This is a genomic window from Rhizobium leguminosarum bv. trifolii WSM2297, assembly GCF_000271845.1.
This window is the reverse complement of record NZ_JH719393.1, coordinates 1583213-1602323: the sequence shown is the minus strand read 5'-3', so window position 1 is coordinate 1602323 and position 19111 is coordinate 1583213. Positions and strand designations below refer to the sequence as shown.

14 protein-coding genes are annotated in these 19111 nt (G+C 58.2%); 6 read left to right on the top strand and 8 right to left on the bottom strand.

Going from position 1 to position 19111, the window contains the following annotated elements; translation table 11 throughout:
- Positions 1-73 precede the first annotated feature (73 nt).
- The gene (locus RLEG4DRAFT_RS61745; RefSeq protein ID WP_003576208.1) at positions 74-1615 is read left to right on the top strand and encodes a sugar ABC transporter ATP-binding protein; all 1542 of its coding nucleotides are present in this window, start codon (positions 74-76) and stop codon (positions 1613-1615) included.
- A gap of 41 nt (positions 1616-1656) precedes the next feature.
- A complete protein-coding gene (locus RLEG4DRAFT_RS61740; RefSeq protein ID WP_003576210.1) occupies positions 1657-2679 on the top strand; it encodes an ABC transporter permease in 1023 nt (340 codons plus the stop codon).
- A 163-nt stretch (positions 2680-2842) separates the two neighbouring features.
- On the opposite strand, the gene acs is transcribed toward RLEG4DRAFT_RS61740, so the two are convergent.
- The 6 genes from acs to RLEG4DRAFT_RS61710 form a co-directional block, all read right to left on the bottom strand.
- The gene (gene acs / locus RLEG4DRAFT_RS61735) at positions 2843-4804 is read right to left on the bottom strand and encodes an acetate--CoA ligase (protein ID WP_003576212.1); all 1962 of its coding nucleotides are present in this window, start codon (positions 4802-4804) and stop codon (positions 2843-2845) included.
- A 154-nt stretch (positions 4805-4958) separates the two neighbouring features.
- Positions 4959-6293, bottom strand: coding sequence for an NAD(P)/FAD-dependent oxidoreductase (locus RLEG4DRAFT_RS61730; RefSeq protein ID WP_003576214.1), 1335 nt, complete (start codon positions 6291-6293; stop codon positions 4959-4961).
- 178 nt (positions 6294-6471) lie between these two features.
- Positions 6472-7350: an ABC transporter permease gene (locus tag RLEG4DRAFT_RS61725; protein ID WP_003576216.1), complete on the bottom strand. Its 879-nt coding sequence runs from the start codon at positions 7348-7350 to the stop codon at positions 6472-6474.
- A gap of 32 nt (positions 7351-7382) precedes the next feature.
- Positions 7383-8333 carry an ABC transporter permease gene (locus RLEG4DRAFT_RS61720; protein WP_003576218.1) on the bottom strand — a complete coding sequence of 317 codons (951 nt, stop codon included), beginning with the start codon at positions 8331-8333 and terminating at the stop codon, positions 7383-7385.
- Between the two features lie 70 nt (positions 8334-8403).
- Entirely contained in the window at positions 8404-10074 is a 1671-nt protein-coding gene (locus RLEG4DRAFT_RS61715; RefSeq protein ID WP_003576220.1) for a peptide ABC transporter substrate-binding protein, read from the bottom strand.
- A 56-nt stretch (positions 10075-10130) separates the two neighbouring features.
- Positions 10131-11774 carry an ABC transporter ATP-binding protein gene (locus RLEG4DRAFT_RS61710; RefSeq protein ID WP_003576221.1) on the bottom strand — a complete coding sequence of 548 codons (1644 nt, stop codon included), beginning with the start codon at positions 11772-11774 and terminating at the stop codon, positions 10131-10133.
- A gap of 219 nt (positions 11775-11993) precedes the next feature.
- Between RLEG4DRAFT_RS61710 and RLEG4DRAFT_RS61705 the strand changes: the two genes are divergently transcribed.
- Complete coding sequence (locus tag RLEG4DRAFT_RS61705) at positions 11994-12662, top strand: FadR/GntR family transcriptional regulator (protein WP_003576223.1); 669 nt, start codon at positions 11994-11996, stop codon at positions 12660-12662.
- 193 nt (positions 12663-12855) lie between these two features.
- Here RLEG4DRAFT_RS61705 and RLEG4DRAFT_RS61700 read toward each other — a convergent pair whose 3' ends face one another.
- Positions 12856-14259 (bottom strand): ATP-binding protein, encoded by a 1404-nt coding sequence (locus RLEG4DRAFT_RS61700; protein WP_003576226.1) that lies wholly within the window; start codon positions 14257-14259, stop codon positions 12856-12858.
- Between the two features lie 894 nt (positions 14260-15153).
- The gene (locus RLEG4DRAFT_RS61695) at positions 15154-16110 is read right to left on the bottom strand and encodes a LysR substrate-binding domain-containing protein (RefSeq protein ID WP_245277934.1); all 957 of its coding nucleotides are present in this window, start codon (positions 16108-16110) and stop codon (positions 15154-15156) included.
- Between the two features lie 18 nt (positions 16111-16128).
- Here RLEG4DRAFT_RS61695 and RLEG4DRAFT_RS61690 point away from each other — a divergent pair, with 18 nt between their 5' ends.
- From RLEG4DRAFT_RS61690 to RLEG4DRAFT_RS61680, 3 genes are read left to right on the top strand one after another with little or no spacing between them, the layout of a single operon-like run.
- On the top strand, positions 16129-17340 hold the full coding sequence (locus RLEG4DRAFT_RS61690; protein WP_003576230.1) for a four-carbon acid sugar kinase family protein: 1212 nt from the start codon (positions 16129-16131) through the stop codon (positions 17338-17340).
- Entirely contained in the window at positions 17337-18311 is a 975-nt protein-coding gene (gene pdxA, locus RLEG4DRAFT_RS61685; RefSeq protein WP_003576232.1) for a 4-hydroxythreonine-4-phosphate dehydrogenase PdxA, read from the top strand. Before RLEG4DRAFT_RS61690 ends, pdxA begins: the two co-directional genes overlap by 4 nt.
- 11 nt (positions 18312-18322) lie before the next feature.
- Positions 18323-19051, top strand: coding sequence for a hypothetical protein (locus tag RLEG4DRAFT_RS61680; RefSeq protein WP_003576234.1), 729 nt, complete (start codon positions 18323-18325; stop codon positions 19049-19051).
- Positions 19052-19111: the final 60 nt, after the last annotated feature.

Genomic DNA, 19111 nt, shown 5'->3' with positions numbered 1-19111 from the left:
CGGCGGCGGCGCTTGCCGCTGCCGCGAAAGACGCGTTTCATGCCGATACCGCAGCAGCAGCCATGGACAGGCGATGAACCATAGCTCCGATATTCCGTCACCGGACGCGCCTGCAACGCCGTTCCTGTCGCTTTCCGGCGTCGGCAAGACCTATCCGGGCGTGGTTGCGCTCGAGGGCCTGTCGATCGACATCCTGCCGGGGGAGGTCATTGGCCTCGTCGGCGAGAACGGTGCTGGAAAATCGACACTGATGAAGATTCTCGGCGGCGTTATCGCCCCCGACCGAGGCACGATCCTGCTTGACGGTGCGGAGCTTCGTTCTCTCACGGTTGAATCGAGCATCTCATCCGGCATCGCCTTTGTGCATCAGGAGCTCAATCTCTTCGACAATCTCGACGTCGCGGCCAATATCTTCCTCGGCCGCGAACCGCTGAAGGCGGGTCCTTTCAAACTCGTCGACCGCGATCGGTTGCGAGACATGGTCAAGCCGCTCCTGAAGCGCGTAGGGGCCCATTTTTCGGCCGACACGCCGGTGGCGTCGCTTTCCCTTGCCGAGCAGCAAATGGTGGAAATCGCCAAGGCGCTCTCCATCAACGCCAGGCTCGTCATTTTCGACGAACCGACTTCCAGCCTGCCGCTGGCTGAGACCGAACGGCTCCTGAGCATTATTAAGTCGCTGAAAGCGGATGGCATCAGTGTCATTTTCATCTCGCATCGCCTCCACGAGGTTGAGCGTGTCGCAGACCGGGTTGTGGTGCTGCGCGACGGCACACTTGTCGGCACGCTGGCCAGGCACGACATCGGCCACGACCAGATGGTCAAGCTGATGATCGGCCGGGTGCTTGCGGCCCGGACCGCAAAACCGCAGCGCTCGCCCGGCTCGGTTGCGCTGAAGGCAAGCGGCGTGCGCACCGAGGCCTATCCCGGCCGTCCCGTCGATCTGGAAATCCGCTATGGAGAAATCATGGGGCTTGCTGGCCTCGTCGGATCGGGCCGCACCGAGCTTGCAAGGGTATTCTTCGGCATCGACCGAAGCTACGGTGGAAGCATCCTGCAGGATGGGAAGGAAATTTCCGTCCGTTCCGCCCGCGACGCCGTCGCTCGCGGCATTTTCCTGGTGCCGGAGGATCGCAAGCGCAACGGCATTCTTCTCGATTTCCCGATCGCCCAGAACATCACCCTTGCTGATCTTCCCAAGCTTTCCAGCCGATTCATGCTTTCTGCCGAACGGGAGACGGCGGCGGCCGAAAAGCAGCGGGTTCGCCTCGCGATCAAGGCGCCCTCGGTTTCGACGCGAACCGGCACTCTGTCCGGCGGCAACCAGCAGAAGGTGGTGCTTGCCAAATGGCTGTCGATGAGCCCGAGGGTGATGATCTTCGACGAGCCGACGCGCGGCATCGATATCGGCGCTAAGAACGAGATATACGGCCTGATGCGAGCCCTTGCCGATGCCGGGGTCGCGATCTTGATGATCTCAAGCGACATGGAAGAGGTGATCGGCGTCTCCGACCGCATCGCCGTGATGCACGAGGGCCAGATCGCCGGCATTTTGGAAGAGGACGAATTCAGCCAGGAAAGCGTGCTTTTGCTTGCGGTCGGTAAAAGGGTAAAATAGCGGCCGCGGCCAATCTATAAGTATCGGGGAATGGATCTCGAATGGTCAAAAAAGATCTCGGACTGCTGCTTTTGATCGTCGTCGTCGGCATCGTCGTCGCGATCATCAATCCGCGCTTCCTGCTGCCGATCAACCTGGCCAACACCGCCAATCTGATCGGTCTGTTCGGCATCCTGTCGATCGGCCAGGCCTTTGTCATCATTACCGGCGGTATCGAGCTTTCCGTAGGTTCGCTGGTCGCGCTTCTCGGCGTGCTGTTCGTCGATTTCATCGCGGTTCAGGATATGTCATGGATGCTGGCGCTGCCGCTTATTCTCGCGCTTGGCGCGGTCATCGGCGCCGTCCACGGCTGGCTGATCACCCGCCTCAACCTGCAGCCCTTCGTCGTCACCCTCTGCGGCCTTTTGATTTATCGTGGGGCAGCGCGCTTCTACACTGCTGACGGGACGGCGGGCTTTGCCTTTGGTCAAAATTTCCCGGACCTCGAATTCCTGACCGCCGGACGGTTCTACGGCGTTCCGAACACCTTCATTGCGCTCGTCATCATCGCCGTGGTCATGTGGATCATGCTGCATCGCTCCGTCTTCGGGCGTTATCTCTATGCGATCGGCAAGAATGAGGAAGCCGCCCGCTATTCCGGTATCCGTACCGGCCGCATGGTGATGTCGGCCTATGTCATCTGCGGGCTGCTGACGGCGCTTTCGGCGATTTATTTCGCCATGTATACGCGCTCAATCTCGCCGGCGAGCCACGGCCAGTTCTACGAACTCTACGCGATTGCCGCCGCCGTCCTCGGCGGCTTTTCGCTCCGCGGCGGTGAGGGCTCGATCGTCGGCGTCGTGCTCGGCACGGTTCTGCTCCAGGAGCTGCAGAATCTCGTCAACCTGCTTGGTATCCCGTCGTCGCTGAATTTCGCCGTCATGGGCGGCGTGATCTTGATCGGCGTCCTGATCGACCAGCAATGGCACGCCATCCGCGCAAAACGCCGCGTCGTCGCTGCCGCCCGGCATACCGAAACCCGTCATTCCGAAGGTAGTTTGCCGGTGGCCGCCAATCAGGATTAGATCGTCACTCCCTGGCGCCAGTCAGACGGGGAGAGTAAAGTGCGGCGTTGAGTAAGTGCAATAATACAATTGTAAGTTGCAAATGTGGCATAATCAACATTATGGAACATTAAAAGCGATGTAGTGGATCCAACCGACGGAGAGCGTTCCACTTCCATCGCCACTACGCGCAGCCACCTGTCGAATTCTGCCGGTTGGCGATCAGATCGTCGACGACGGCCGGATCGGCGAGCGTCGAGGTATCGCCGAGAGCGCCGAAATCGTCTTCGGCGATCTTGCGGAGAATACGGCGCATGATCTTGCCGGAGCGGGTCTTCGGCAGGCCGGGCGCGAACTGGATCTTGTCGGGTGCGGCGATTGGGCCGATTTCGGCACGCACGTGTTTCACCAGTTCCTGGCGAAGCGTATCCGTTCCTTCGTGACCGGCCATCAGCGTCACATAGCAATAAATGCCTTGGCCCTTGATCGGATGCGGATAACCAACAACCGCGGCTTCCGAAACCAGGTGGTGTGAGACAAGTGCCGATTCGACCTCTGCGGTGCCCAGCCGATGGCCAGAGACGTTCAACACATCGTCGACACGCCCGGTGATCCAGTAATAGCCATCCGCATCGCGCCGGCAGCCGTCGCCGGTGAAATATTTCCCCTTGTAGGTGGAGAAATAGGTCTGGATGAAGCGATCGTGGTCGCCATAGACCGTGCGCATCTGGCCGGGCCAGCTGTCGGTGATGCAGAGATTGCCGTCGGCCGCCCCTTCCAGCACCTTGCCCTCATTATCGACCAGCTCAGGTTTGATGCCGAAGAACGGCACCGTCGCCGAGCCGGGTTTCAGATCGATGGCGCCGGGCAGCGGCGTGATCATGTGGCCGCCGGTTTCCGTCTGCCACCAGGTATCGATGACCGGGCAGCGCTTGTCGCCGACGACATTGTAATACCATTCCCAGGCTTCCGGGTTGATCGGCTCGCCGACGGTACCGAGCAGGCGCAGCGAGGAGCGCGAGGAGCGGGTGACGAAGTCGTCGCCGGCACCCATCAGCGAGCGGATCGCCGTCGGCGCGGTATAGAAGATATTGACCTTGTGCTTGTCGATAACTTCCCAGAAACGGCCCTGGTCGGGGAAATTCGGCACGCCCTCGAACATCAGCGTCGTCGCGCAGTTGGCGAGCGGCCCATAGACGATATAGGAGTGGCCGGTGACCCAGCCGACATCGGCGGTGCACCAGTAGACGTCGCCGTCATGATAGTCGAAGACATATTCATGCGTCATCGCCGCATAGACGAGATAACCGCCGGTTGTGTGCAGCACGCCCTTCGGCTTGCCGGTCGAGCCTGAGGTATAGAGAATGAACAGCGGATCTTCCGCCTTCATCTTCACCGGCGGGCATTCCGCCTTCACCGTGGCAAGTTCCTGGTGATACCAGAGGTCGCGGCCCGGGGCCCAGCCGGTCTTGCCGCCGGTGCGGCGCACCACCAGCACCTTGCTGACATGAACATGCTGGCGGGCGGCGATATGGATCGCCGTATCGGTATTATCCTTCAGCGGCACCGGCTTGCCGCCGCGCAGACCTTCGTCACAGGTGATGACGAAGGTGGATTCGCAGTCGACGATGCGTCCGGCCAGGGCCTCGGGCGAGAAACCGCCGAACACCACCGAATGCACCGCACCGATGCGGGCGCAGGCAAGCATCGCGTAAGCCGCTTCCGGGATCATCGGCATGTAGATGGTGACGCGATCGCCCTTCTTGACGCCGTGTTTCTTCAGCACATTCGCCGTCCGGCAGACATGCTCATAGAGCTCGTTATAGGTGACCTTCTTGTCGATATAGGGATTGTCGCCTTCCCAGATGATCGCCACCTGGTCGCCATTCGTCTTCAGATGGCGGTCGATGCAATTGTAGGAGACGTTGGTCTGGCCGTCTTCGAACCACTTGATCGAAACCTTGCCGGTAAAGGACGTATTCTTGACCTTGCTATAGGGCTTGAACCAGTCGATCCGCTTGCCGTGTTTGCCCCAGAACTTGTCCGGGTTCTCGACGCTTTCCTCGTACCATTTCAGGTACTTTTCCGGGTCTATAAATGCTCGTTCCCGGATGAGGCGTGGCACGGTGTAGCGCTCGAGGACCACTGTTAAGCTCCCTATGATTAGCTCCTGAAACTGATCCCGCTCGACGAGAATCTTGAAGCCGGTTCTGTCTGATTGATATCCCGACCCATTGCCGATCTGATGCCCGTTTGTGCACACCGACAGCAGCACCTTGGACTGCAACCAACGTCGATCGCTACATCATTTCCGGTCGTCTGATTGCAGACCCGTCGCTGAACCGGCTCAGCCTGTAGGGTGAGATGTCCGTGATCGGGGTCTCGTTCATCACGATCTCGCTGACCAACCGGCCTGCCCCCGGTCCGATGGCAAAGCCGTGTCCGCTGAACCCCGCCGCTATCACGTAACCAGGCAGTTGTTCTACTTTTGAAATAACGGGGACGAGATCTGGCGAAGTATCGATGAGCCCTCCCCATGCGCGCTCGACGCCAATTCCCTTGAGCGCTGGGTATTCGCTTTCAAGGTTCTTCAATGCGAGCTTCACGAGTTCCCCGTCGGGCGCAGGATCCAGAATGCGGTTCTTTTCAAACGGCGAGATTTCATCGTTCTCCCAGCTACTGGAAGCATCGGGCCCATTCCAGAAGCTGCCGTTCAGGCGGTACTTCAGCTTCTTGCCGATCTTGCTGCGGTACATCTGGTAGAATTTGAACGCGTATCGCATTCCCCGCGGAGTGATGTCGAGCGTACCACGTCCCGGCACGGCAATCGTGTAGGCGCCGTCTGTCCGACGCCGCAACACGAAGTTTGACGCCGAGAGGCATCCTGCTTGAATGATTTCGGGCGCGGGAGTTGTCTTAATTGCGGTTCCGGCGATGTTCGCGACGGGCAGCTCTACCCCATATCGATGAGAAAAGCGGGAAGCCCATGCTCCGCCGGCGCAAACAACGGTGCTGGCTTTCACGAGCCCTCGCTCGGTCCACACGCCCGTGACCCGGCCGTTGGCAATATCAAGACCCCGAACGGCGCAGTTTTGATGGAGTGATACGCCGTTTTCCTTCGCGGCCTCAGCGATGGCAGGTACGGCAAGGCTGGGCTCTGCTCGCCCATCGGTCGGAGACCAAACTCCGCCGACCCAGGAGGACGTGCCGCCAGAAGCTCGTTCATTGGCCTCGGAAGCACTGAGGATCTGGCTGTGAAAGCCTTGAGCGCGTGCAGCCTGGCCCCACGTTTCCCAACGGGCAACATCCGCTTCGTTCTTGGTGCAATAAAGGATCCCACTTCGACGAAAACCAAGATCCCGGCCTATTTCCGCGCCCAATTCCTCCCAGCGCCGAAGACTGTACATGGCGAGCGCAAGTTCATAGAGATCGCGGTTCTGCTGGCGGACCCATCCCCAGTTGCGGCTCGATTGCTCGCCACCGACGATACCTTTTTCGAGCAGAGCAACGGATACCCCTTTACGGGCGAGCTCATAGGCCGTGCAGGTACCAACGATCCCCGCCCCGATGACGACGACGTCGACCTCGGTTGGAAACGCGGAACTATCACTTACTTTCTGAATCTGGACCGGCATAGTCGCTATTCCTCTGGCATCGTGCTCCAGTCATCTCCGACAGGAACGATAAAGCTCAATTATTGGTGGGCGCGAGCGCAACGCTTCCGACCCTTGGCGCGGCGATGAGGTCGACTCTGTTCCGCCAGCCTTCCGCGAACGTCATCGCCTTTTGGCGCCGCCCGAGATGATGGTTCTCTTAGCTGTGGTCGCCGCGAACATCGAACGCATCGCGTAGTCCGTCGCCGATGAAGTTGAAGCTGGTTACGGCGATCGTTATGGCGGCGCCGGGAATGATCGCGAGCCACGGTGCCGTCCCAAGATATTGCTGTGCGCCGTTCAGCATATTGCCCCAACTGGGCAACGGCGGCTGAATTCCATAGCCGAGGAAGCTGATATAAGCTTCCATCAGGATCGCCCGGGCGACAGTCAGGGTGGCAGCGACGATGATCGGACCTATGGCATTGGGAAGGATCTCGCGGAACATGATATGCGTTGCGCTCAGTCCCAGCATGCGGCCTGCCAGTACGAATTCACGCTCGCGCAGGGAGCGGACCTCGGCCTCGACGATGCGGGCAACTTCCATCCAACTGGTAGCAGCGATGACGACCGTAATCATGATCGGGCTTGGCTTCAGCGCAGCGGCAAGAGCAAGCACGAGGAAGATGGACGGGAAGGAAAGGAAACCATCCACGGCACGCATCAGCACCGTGCCGATCAGGCCACCCCTATATCCCGCCACCACACCGACAACGGTTCCGATCAACGTCGACAACAGCATCGCCGAGAAGCCGACCAGGAGCGAAATGCGGCCCGCCATGAACAACCGGGCAGCCAGGTCTCGCCCCAGCGGGTCGGTGCCCAGATAGTGCTGGCCGGTAAACGGCGGAGCGAAGCGGGCGCGCAGATCGATATAAAGCGAATCGTACCGCAACAGGTGGGGTCCCAACACACATGCCAGCGTCAGGATGACGATCATCACCATGCCGATGAGGGCCAGATGGTGCTTTACGAAACGGCGCGCGGTTCGGCTGTTCCACCAGCGTTCCCGGGGTGAATTTGCGGTAATGGCAGTCATGATGGCTGACTCCTGATGAGCGTTCATGGCGCTTAACTCAGACGAATACGTGGATCGATGATGGCGACAACGATGTCGGCGGCCAGGTTGCTCACCACGACAAGGATCGCTGAGAACATGAGCAATCCCATCACCACCGGGTAGTCGCTGTAGCCCAGGCTGTCGAGGAACAGGCGCCCCATCCCCGGCCAGGTGAACACCGTCTCGGTGACCAAAGCACCCGTCAGGACGCTGGGAAGCTGCATCCCAAGGAGTGTGATCATCGGCAGAAGCGCATTGCCGATGACATGTTTGAACAGGATCCGGCGTTCACTCAGTCCTTTGGCGCGCGCTGTCTTGACGAACTCTTGATTGATAACGTCGAGAGTAGCCGTTCGCATGTAGCGGCTCCAGATGGCCACATGCACCAGGGCGAGCACGACGCTGGGCAGAATAAGATGGTGGAGATAGTTCAGAAAGGACTCGTCGCCGATCGTGTACATGTTGCCGGCTGGGAGCCAGCCAAGTCTGAGCGAGAAGACGTAGATGCCGATCAGGCCGAACCAGAAAGTCGGGATCGAAAGGGCCACCATCGCACCAACCGTCGCCATATAGTCGAAGATCGAATAACGCTTTATGGCGCCGCGAACACCGATCCACGTTCCGATGGCGATCGCGATAACCGTGGACGATCCCATCAGCAACAGAGTTGCGATAAGGTGCCGTCCAATCACCTCGAGAACTGGCGCCCCGTCGCGGAAGGAGTGGCCCCAGTCTCCTTTCAAAAGGCGCCAGGCCCAATCCAGATACTGCATCCACAATGGACGGTTCAGGCCCAACTGTTCCGCCAATCGGTTCAAGTCATCCTGCGTCATGCTCGCATCGAGCCCAAATTGTGCCAGAGGGCCGCCGGGAATCAGGTTGAGCACCACGAAGCCAATGACGGAAACGATCAGGAGCAGTACTAGGCTCTGAGCGAACCGGTTTAGTAGGAAGCTACGCATTCAGCTCTCCCTGTGATAGCGTCAATAGAGAGGCCGCCGCCACGACGCGCGGCGGCGACGTTAGGTTAACTCAGCTCTTCCAGTGCCAACCGGCAGCATGCCATGATGCCGTGCGCGTGTTTGTGTTCGGTTGCCAACCTTCAAGACCTTCCTTCGTGCCAACCACATAGGTGGCGGCAAACAGCGGAAGGAAGGGAAGGTCCTGACGCACGATTTCCTGAATACGGAAATAGATTTCACGACGTGCTTCCGGATCGAAGGTCTGGGCACCCTTCTTGAGCAGCGCATCCACTTCCGGATTGGAATACTGGCCGACGTTCGATCCCTTTCCACCCTTCGCGGCGATCGCGCTGCTCGCAAGACGGTTGGTGGCGTCGGGGTCCGCGGCGATGAGATGCGTAACGCCCGAGATTGCCGTATCGAACTGTGACTTCAACCAGAATTCGCCGAACATGACTGCGGCCGGCAAATTCGAGATGGTCATCTGGACGCCGATTTCCGCGAATGTCTGCTGCAGGAACTGCTGCACCTGCTCGCGGAGATTATTGCCCGATGTCGTCGAATTGTTGAACGCCAGCTTCACTCCATTCTTCTCACGGATCCCATCCGATCCCGGTACCCAGCCGGCGTCGTCGAGGAGCTTGCGTGCGGCGTCGAGATTGAATTCCTGCGCCGGAAGGTTCGGATTGAAATAATACGACTCCTTCGGCATGAAAGTTTCCGTCGTTGTCACCACGCCGAAATAAAGGGCGTCGATGATCGCCTTTCTGTCCATTGCGGCATAGAGTGCCTGGCGCACCGCAAGTTCCTTGAACTGCGGCCGCTCAAGATTGAGATAGAGCGATTCGACGGAGGCACCGGGCACCAGGCTCACCACACGGGCAGGCAACTTGCTGGCTTCATCGTAGTGGTCTGGTGTGATGTACGCCTGGTCTGTAAGGTCGATGTCGCCGCTCTTGAATTGGGTGTAGAGCACCGTCTGGTCCGGAATGTATTTGAAGATGACTTGTTCGACATAAGGGCCGTCCCCAAAATAATCGGGGTTCGCTGCCAGTTCGAGATGGTCGCCGGCAACACGCTGGGTCCACTTGAAGGCACCGGTGCCAACGGGTGCCTGATTGAAGGCTGCTGCATTCGGATCGGCCTCATTCTCGAAAAGGTGCTTTGGTACTATGAAGGTCTCGGTGAGAAACGAGAGATAAGGAGCGAAGACCTGCTCCATCCGCCAGGTGATTTCAGTTGGCGAAACCACCGTGAGGTCGCGCACCAGCGAATGGCCGCCTGTGCGCCAGGCTCGGAATTTCGGATTGGTGATCAGTTCAAGCGTGAACTTCACGTCCTCAGCCGTAAACGGCTTGCCGTCATGCCAGCGAACATCATCACGCAGGCGAACACGCCAGTTCAGGCCATCTCCCGAGATGCCACCGTTCTTCTGCGTGGGCACTTCTAGCGCAAGATTGGGCTGGAGCACGCCGCCCGGATCTATGCGAAAGAGGGCGTCGAAGAGCGAGAAGTGGACCGCATCGTCCGTTTCGATATGTGCCATGAGCGGATTGAAGACGGTCGGCTCCTGCGAAAGCCCTACCACGACGCGACCGGCAGGTTTCTTGTCCGCTGCCCAGGCAATGTCAGGCTTGCCGATCAGGTTGGGGGCAGCGAAGCATGCAATACCGCCTGCTGCCATCAGGCGCAGTGCGTCGCGCCGAGAATAGTTCGTTTTGGTCGTAGGTTCTTTTGTCATTTTATTCCCTCTCTTTTGCTCATTAGGAAGCTACTGCCAGGAGCTCATTGACCTTTTCATCTGTCTCTCCGTCGTTCTCCCGGAATTGCAGCCACAAGTTCACGCGTGTAGGCCGATTGCGGTTTCAGGAAGATCTGAGACGGCGGGCCGCGCTCGACGACCCGGCCCTTCTGCATCACTGCAATTTCGTCGCAGATCTGACTGGCGACACGAAGGTCATGGGTGATGAAGACCATTGATACGCCCGTCTCGCGCTGGATTTGATCAAGCAGCTTGAGGATCTGGGCCTGGATCGACACGTCAAGCGCGGAGACTGCTTCGTCGGCAATCAGCAACTTGGGCTTGAACATCAGAGCCCGGGCGATGCCGATGCGCTGTCGCTGACCACCCGAGAATTCGTGCGGATAGCGGCCGAAGGCGCCGGCATCGAGACCGACATGGGAAAGCAACGCCCGGGCCTCTTCGCGCGCCTGGGTGTAGGGCATACCATGTGCGACGGGCCCGACGGTCAGTATTTGACCGATAGTGGCGCGCGGATTGAGCGAGGCAAAGGGATCCTGAAAGATCATCTGAATTCGAGGGCGGAGCGGCCGGAACTCGGATTCCGAGAGCTGGACGATGTCCCTGCCCTCAAACAGGATCTGACCGCTGTCGCTGTCCTGAAGTTTGATCAGGAGCCGCCCCAACGACGATTTTCCGGAGCCACTTTCGCCGACAATGCCAAGAGTGCGGCCCGCAGCCAGGGTGAATGAGGCATCCTGCACCGCAGGCACGACACGCTGGCTGCCGAACAGGGCGCTGCCGCTACGGTAGGTCTTGCACAATCCATTGACAGTGAGGATCGTCTCGTCGTTCGTCTGCGCCTTGAGCTTTCTGTCTTCTCCCGTGAGGCGGGGAACGGCCGCGATCAGGCGCTTGGTGTAGGGGTGGCTGGGGGAGTTGAGAACCTGATCGGCGGTGCCCTGCTCGACAATCCGCCCTTTCTCCATAACCACGACGCTGTCGGCAATTTCCGCCACGACACCGAAGTCGTGGGTGATGAACATGACGCTCATGTCCTTGCGCTGCTGAATGTCACGGATAAGCTTCAGGATCTGGGCCTGCGTGGTTACGTCGAGGGCTGTCGTTGGTTCGTCCGCGATCAGAACGGTCGGCTCAAGGGCCAGCGCCATCGCGATCATGACGCGCTGGCGCTGACCACCGGAAAGCCGGAACGGATATTGATGGTACATCAGTTCCGGATCGGGAAGGCCCACTTCGGTTAGCAATTCAAGGGCGCGGTCACGCCGCAAGGCCTTGGTGCCCACTCCATGGGCCACCATGACTTCAGTAACCTGTTCGCCGACCGTCATCAGCGGGTTGAGCGCCGAAAGCGGATCCTGAAAGATCATGGACACGACGCGGCCGCGCAGCTGGCGCAGCTTTTTTGCCGGCGCGCCGACGATGCTCGTTCCATCGAGATTGATCGCACCCGACGAGACCGGAATAATCTTGGGCAAGAGACCCATGATGGTGTTTGCCGTAACCGACTTGCCCGAGCCGGACTCGCCGATAATGCAAAGAATCTGACCACGCTTGAGGTCGAAAGAGACGTTTTCGACGGCATGAGCCCGCTCCATGCCTTTCGGCAGGTCGACTGTCAGGGCACGCACCGAAAGCGGTGCGTCGCCTGCTGTAACAGCCTCAGTCGTAACGGCCATCGCTCCATCTCCCTTGTCTACGCAGCTTCTCGTTTGAAATTTTGTCGCCGATCTATGCACGCTGCCGCATAGTCTCTTCGAGCAGTGCACAGCCTGTCACAAGCTCTAAGCACCATTCGCAACCAATCGGCGTTGGTTCTGCGATTAATATAAGATTGGTCTTGCCATTGGTGTCAATATAGATCAAATTGGTTTCGCAAAATATTTATTGGAGGTCATATGAGCGTGGTGTTGAAAGACTTCATTGAGGCGGAAGGTCTGGAACCAGGCGATCGCCTGCCCCCCGAGCGTGACCTGGCGCTGAAACTCGGGCTGCCGCGTACCGCTCTCAGAAGGATGCTCAGTTCGTTGGAGAAGGAAGGCCGCCTTATCAGGCACGTCGGCAGAGGCACTTTTATCGCCGGTAGCGGCGTGAGCTCGAGTGCCCTTCGCCGGCCGGCAACCTACGAAGGAGATACATTGCGCACCTATCCGGCGGAAGTCTTTGAGGCTCGGCTGATCATAGAACCCAAGATCGCTGCGTTGGCGGCGTTGCGCGCGACCAGGCAGGAAGTCGAAGAAATGCAGAAATCAATCGCTCGAGGCAGCGCGTCGGAATCTATGGGCGAGTTCGAGAAATGGGACGCCGTCTTTCATCGCATCGTCGTCCAGGCAGCGCGTAACGGTCTTCTTGCCTCTCTCTATGAAGGTATTCATGCAGTACGGGCGGGAAACCTTTGGGGGAAGATGAAAGAACAGTCGCTAACCTCTGAGCGCATGACGGCGTATATCGTGAGCCATCAGGCAATTCTCGACGCAATCAAAGATCGTGATAGCAGAGAGGCTGAGCGAAATATGTACGACCACATCATTGAAGCCAGAGCCAACATACTAGGCCCCAGCATCTGAATTTCGCCCGACCAATTGGTATCGAATCGTTTGTCGCATTGTCCACTGCGACGGTTTCGCGGCATTAGGTAGCAAAGACCACCAAAAGCAGCTTAGGCATCTGAATTACTACAGAAATTACCGGCGTTATGGAGCAAGTGCCACATGCGTCAGGCGGCGCGTTAGGAGTGGCAATGCGCCCACTTTGTCGCCTCTACCGACGCGGTTTTACCAGTGTTTCTGGGGTTATCAGATGCAGCCGCTCGTCTTCTTTCGTCAAACTCTCGACATCGCTTGAAAAACCACTTCTACTGAAAAACAGGTAGTGCTTGCCCGTCGCTCCTTCCCCGTAAGTCGTTTTCTCGGATCGCTCACGCAACAATCGGACGTGGCCAAGGTCGATCACGCGCGATCGCCATTTGCATTCGCCATAGAAAAATGCACCATCCAACAATCGCCCCGCGACATCTATGTCGAAATCGGCGTGACCCCAAATCTGGCCAACCTCCTGCGTCGGAACCGCAAGGACCTCCTGCAGATGAAGCCTTGCAAATTGAAGGGCGATCGGTTCGAACGCAATCCCCATATATTCGGAGAACCGAGGCTCCACGACGCGGTCGTAAACCTCCTCGCCAAACCCGCTGCTGATCGCGCTCAGGTTTGGTCGCACGAAACGATGCCAGAACGACATCAGGCTGTCTGCAACGCGATAGCGGCGGTTTCGGCCCTTTTCGTCGGCATCCAGCGATTTCGAATTATCGATCAAATCAAGCGCGAGCAGTTTTGCCAGGTACGGTCCAATACCGTCTGCTTTGACACCCAGTCGGTTTGCGATCTCTGACTTAGTGTTGCAACCGTCAGATACAGCCGCAACCACGCTTGAGTAAAAGGACGGCTCTCTGAGTTCGGTCTGCAGCAGCGTGTTCGGTTCATCGATCAGCGTGCCTGTCTCTTCGAGCAAGAGTTTGATGACGTTGTTGCGGAGCGGTTCCTGAGCGTCGCAAAGCTGAAGATAGTAGGGAATGCCGCCGAAAATAGCATAGGTTCTGATAATGTCGTCGGCCGTGTACTCCGGGAAAAACTTGGCGACATCGACAAGGGGCAAGGCCTTCATGTTGAGCGACAGGGTTTTTCGCCCGTAAAGCGGGTTCCGCTCCGCCAACAGGTCTTCCATTTGAGAAATGGCAGAGCCGCAAAGGATCAGTTTCATCGCCCCATCTGCAAGCGCGCCGGAATCCCAGAATTTCTGCACGATCGATGGCAGTGCTGGCTCGTTATCAAGCAGATAGGGAAATTCGTCGATCGTGACGATCAATCCAGGATGCTCGCCGGCACGCTCGGCAACATAGTGCAGTACCCCCTCCCAGCTTGACAGCGCTTCGAGCTGTGGCTTTGATCCGATTGCCTTTCCGACATCCGATTTGAACTGCTCCAGGTTCAAAAGTGATGAGACGCGGGTCGCCTGAAAGTAGATTTCCGGGCGATTCTTGGCAGCCTCCCGAAGGAACCGCGATTTGCCGATCCGCCGTCGGCCAAATACGATGATGAGGGAAGGTCGTTGGGAATCCAATTCGGTCCGCACCAGCTTGAGTTCACGTTCGCGCCCGAGAAACTGCATATGCTGCCTTCTTGTAAATATAATTACCTTAATCGTGATTACCTTAACTGTGATTACCTTAGTGGCGATCCCTTTGTCAAGTTCTGGGCGCTACGGGCTCTCCAAACCTTCTCCAGATTGTCGATTTTTCCTCAGGCAGCAGGGCAAGCCTATTCCCTTTGAGACCCGGCTGTCGACCTTCGGCAATTAACCATTTAGACCTCCTCTGATCGCCTCTTGCGGAAAGACCGTGTAAGACCTGGGTCAGGTTCAGGATGATACGAATACAGCTCTGATCTTTCCGCGGTCGTTTTTGTCCGCCGATCCGCTGTGCCTGCCGTCGACTTGGAGCCTGAACATGACCTTCAACGCCATCGCTATTGCCGCCATTGCCCTCCGCCCCCACGCTTCGGTGTTGGCTGTTGGACGCCGATCTCGCGCGAGAGCTGGAGCGCGGCCACCGAGATCGGTTCTCCTGCTTCGCGCAGGACCTCCAAGACGGCTTGGCGCTTGTTTATGCCATTCATGGCCGCCTTTACCTGGGACGACGACGGCTTTGCCTTACGAGGCCGATCACCCCGACCTGACCCAGGCTGTGACGATGCCTGGAAGTCTGGCTCATAGCTCAGGATCACGCGCTCCAGCGCTCTCACCAATTCCTGAATGTCGACCCGCTCCCTTTCAAGCTGCTGCAGCCTGTCAATCAAGGCCGCTCGCTTCTGCTTCAACTCGTACGCTACACTCATTCGAGGCTGCGTTTTCACCGGAACCGGGTAGTCGGGGTGCCGTTTCAGGTCTCGTGGTTTTTGCTACCTAATGCCGCGGTTTCGGCTGCGATGTCCGTCATGTCCTCCACTAGCCCATTGTCTCACTAGCGGAGCACCAGCCCCAAGGTGCTGACCAAGGCTAGGCGCTTCAGGGACCAAACTGCCGTCGAAGCCAGGAGAGGAAATTTCGTTTTCTGGCATCGCCTTCGAAGGGAAGACGGCTCAACAGGATGTAGCTGTAGCCATTGCCGGAGAATCCCCGCGGCGCCACAAGTTGCCCGCTTCCCACAGCATCGGCTACCAATGGCTCTGGACCGATCGCAGCACCTAACCCAGCGATTGCAGCCTCGATGCTCAGATAGAAATGTTCGAATACCTGGCTGCCGGGCGGATTTGGATCTGCGATCTCGTTGTCCGAGACGAACCGCGTCCACGCATCTCGACGTGTGGCCGAATGGATGCGAGGCAAGGAGAGAATATCGCTGCCTGAAGCCAACAGGCGTGGCGCGCATACGGGGCCGACACGTTCTTCTACCACCGTTTCCATAAACAATTCCGGCGACCAGCTAAAGTCGCTTCTCCTGAGCGCCAGATCAATATGGCTCCTCTCGAAGCTCACAGGGCCACCAGCGGCCAACACATGAACCTCAATGTCCGGATGAAGCGCGTTAAATTGCGGAAGACGCGGGATCAGCCAGCGCTGCGTGAATGTCGGTTCACATGAAAGCACCAGAGGCGCCGAGCCACCCCCTTTTATTTGGTCGCAACAATCGCTGATCTGGCGGAACACCTCGCTCATCGTAACAAGCAGGCGCCGCCCCGCGTCGGTCAGGAAAACGGCCCGGTTTCTTCGTTCAAAGAGGGTCACGCCCAGATCTTCCTCAAGCAAGCGGATTTGTTTGCTGACGGCACTGTGCGTGACATACAATTCATCGCCCGCACGTCCGAAATTCAAATGGCGTGCTGCCGATTCAAATGCTCTCAGTGCGGATAAAGAAGGAAATCGTGCGGCCATATCTGTGAGGTAAAGTGACAGGTTTCTGTCAGAATTGATCGTTTTTTCGGCAAAAGCAATAGCGCTAATATCCTCGTCGTAACATTTCAAACCGACAGGACGGCGATTTTGAAGGTAGGAATCCTAGCCGATGATTTGACGAGTGCCACGGATGGCGCCGGGCCATTCGTGAGCATGGGGCACAGATGCCTTGTCTTTACCGACTACCGGCGATCGACGCCTGAAAACGTCGCGATCATCTCTGTCAACAAGGCAAGTCGCGCCGCATCCGTTGAGGACGCTGTCGATCGGGCGACGCAGGCGGCAAAAAGCCTGGCCTCCGCAGATATTCTTTACAATACGGTGGATTCCACCATTCGCGGCCACGTTGCGGCCGAAGTAATTGCCGCACTCGGGGCTTCCGGTCGGGATATTGCCATCCTCGCTCCTGCTTTCCCCGCAGGTGGACGAACCACTGAAGGAGGGCGCCAGCTTCTTCGTGGTGTGCCGTTGGAGGAAACCGAGTTTGCAAAGGACCCGCTCCACCCCATAACGGACTCGCGTCTTCGCGCTCTGTTTCGGGATATCTCGGAGGCGGAAATCCGTCATCTTGGGCTTGCCGAAGTTCGAGCATTGAAGTCTGGCGAAGTTGGCGCCGATGACAGGAAAGTGTTGATCGCCGATGCAACAATGCAGGACGACCTGGCCCGACTGGTGAAATCGGCGGCGGATCCGAAATCCATCCTTTGGTGCGGATCTCCGGGTCTAGCGATCGCGCTGGCGGATCATGTCGGCCACGCCGATGTGACCGCATCACCGACTGCCGCGGGGTCTCTCAATCTCTTTGTCATCGGTAGCGTCAACCCTCTGAGCCGTGAGCAATGCCTGAGGCTGATGAGCCCCGGCAACGTCCGGCAGATCATCGTCGACGCCGAGGAGGCGTCTCGCTCTCCCGTTCTCGCGGCAGAAAGCGCCGTTGCGCAATATAACCAATCCGGATCCAGCGGAGATGTTATTCTGACCACGTCTGACGGAGGCACGTCTGCCGATCCTCGGTGCATCGCAATCGCACTTGGCCAGGCTGTCCGCGCGGTTATGGAGCGTTGCCCGGTAACCGGACTTTTCCTGACTGGTGGGGACACCGCCGAATCCGTCTTGACCGAACTTGGGATCGGTTCTGTGGATCTTCTCGGCGAGATCGAGCCCGGGATTCCGGTCGGCCGCACGACGGGATCGTACCCCCTTCACATCATCACAAAGGCGGGCGGCTTTGGCTCGTCCAATATCCTTCTGAGATCAGCCGATCTGCTTCGGGGCCTCTGGCTAGGAGATAAGAAATGAAGAAGCCTGTTGGAATAACGATGGGCGATCCCTGTGGGATCGGTCCGGAAATCATCGCACGCGTTTTCGCGGACGGACTGCCGGAGCAAGCGGTGGTGATCGGTGACGCCAAGGTGATGGAACGCACCGTCCGTGCCCTCGGTCTTCCTCTCCAGGTGCAGCCCATCGCGTCGGTCGATGACGCGGTCCCAGACGCGAAACTCATAGCCGTTCTCAACGTCTCGGATCTGCCGGACGATTTGCCGATCGGTCGGGTGGACGCTCGCGCCGGGCGCGCCAGCTACAATTATGTCGTGAGAGCGATCGACGAAGCGCTGGCAGGCAACATCGGAGCAATCGTTACCGCCCCGATCAACAAGGAAGCGATGAAAAAGGGCGGGCTCAATTATCCCGGCCACACTGAAATTCTTGCAGAACGGTCGGGAACCGACAAGTTCGCGATGATGCTGGCAAACGACGAGCTGCGTGTGATCCTGGTCACGATCCACGTCTCGTTGCGCGACGCGATCGACCTCGTGACGCAGGATTCCGTGCTCAGAACGATCGAATTGGCGCACCGGGCGGGCAAAGCTTATGGCATTGCTTCGCCCCGCATTGCCGTCGCCGGCCTCAATCCCCATGCCGGTGAAAACGGCATGTTCGGACGCGAAGATCTCGACATTATCGCGCCGGCGATCGGCCGAGCTCAGGAGCATGGAATAAACGCTTCGGGCCCCTGGCCCGGAGATACGATTTTCATGCGGGCCCGCAAGGGTGAGTTCGATATTGTCGTCGCGCAGTATCACGACCAGGGCCTCATTCCGGTCAAGTATCTCGGCATCGACAACGGCGTCAACGTCACCATCGGCTTGCCCTTCATCCGTACCAGCGTCGATCACGGAACCGCATTCGACATCGCGGGCCACGGTACGGCCGACCATTCCTCTCTTCGCTACGCATTCGATCAGGCACTGCGTCTCAACGCAATCTAGGAGCGCTTTCGATGCCCCAGACTTCTCCGGACTTCATATTCATGCTGACTAACCAGGACCGCACCGTGGCCGATGCGGCTGAGCGCCTCAAGGACGTGCTTGCCGCCGGCATCTGTCATGTGGGGTTCAAGGATATTGGCCTGCCCTTCGATAAACTATTGAGCCTTGCTTCAGCAATCAAGACGGCGGGTGCCACGCTTTACCTCGAAGTAGTCAGCCTCGATGAGGAGAGCGAGCGACGATCCGCGCAGGCCGCGGTCGACCTTGGCGTTGACATCTTGATGGGTGGAACCCGACCGCACGTCGTTTTGCCGCTTATAGAAAACAGGAACATCGGCTACTACCCCTTCCCCGGCAAGATCGTCGGTCATCCAAGCAAGCTCGAAGGAACGATCGAGACGATCGTGGAGAGTGCCCGTCAATTGACGGCGATCGACGGCGTGAGCGGTCTTGATCTGCTTGCTTATCGCTTCGATGGCGATGTTGAAGAGTTGATGACGCGCGTGTGCGGGTCCGTTGACAAGCCTGTGGTGGTTGCCGGATCGATCGACAGCGTTCAAAGGATGGCGGCCGTCGTGCGATCCGGCGCGGCAGGGTTTACCATCGGAACAGCAGCTTTCAACGGCGCGTTTTCCGGCAGTTCCGATTTGCGATTGGAGATCGAGAAGGAGATCGACGTGCTCGAGCGGATTCAGGCTGATGTGGGTGATATTGCGCTGTCAGCATTAAGCTCAAACTGAATCTAACCTTCACCGGACATTAATTGCTAACTTTACGATTTAGAGACAAGGTGAATTTCG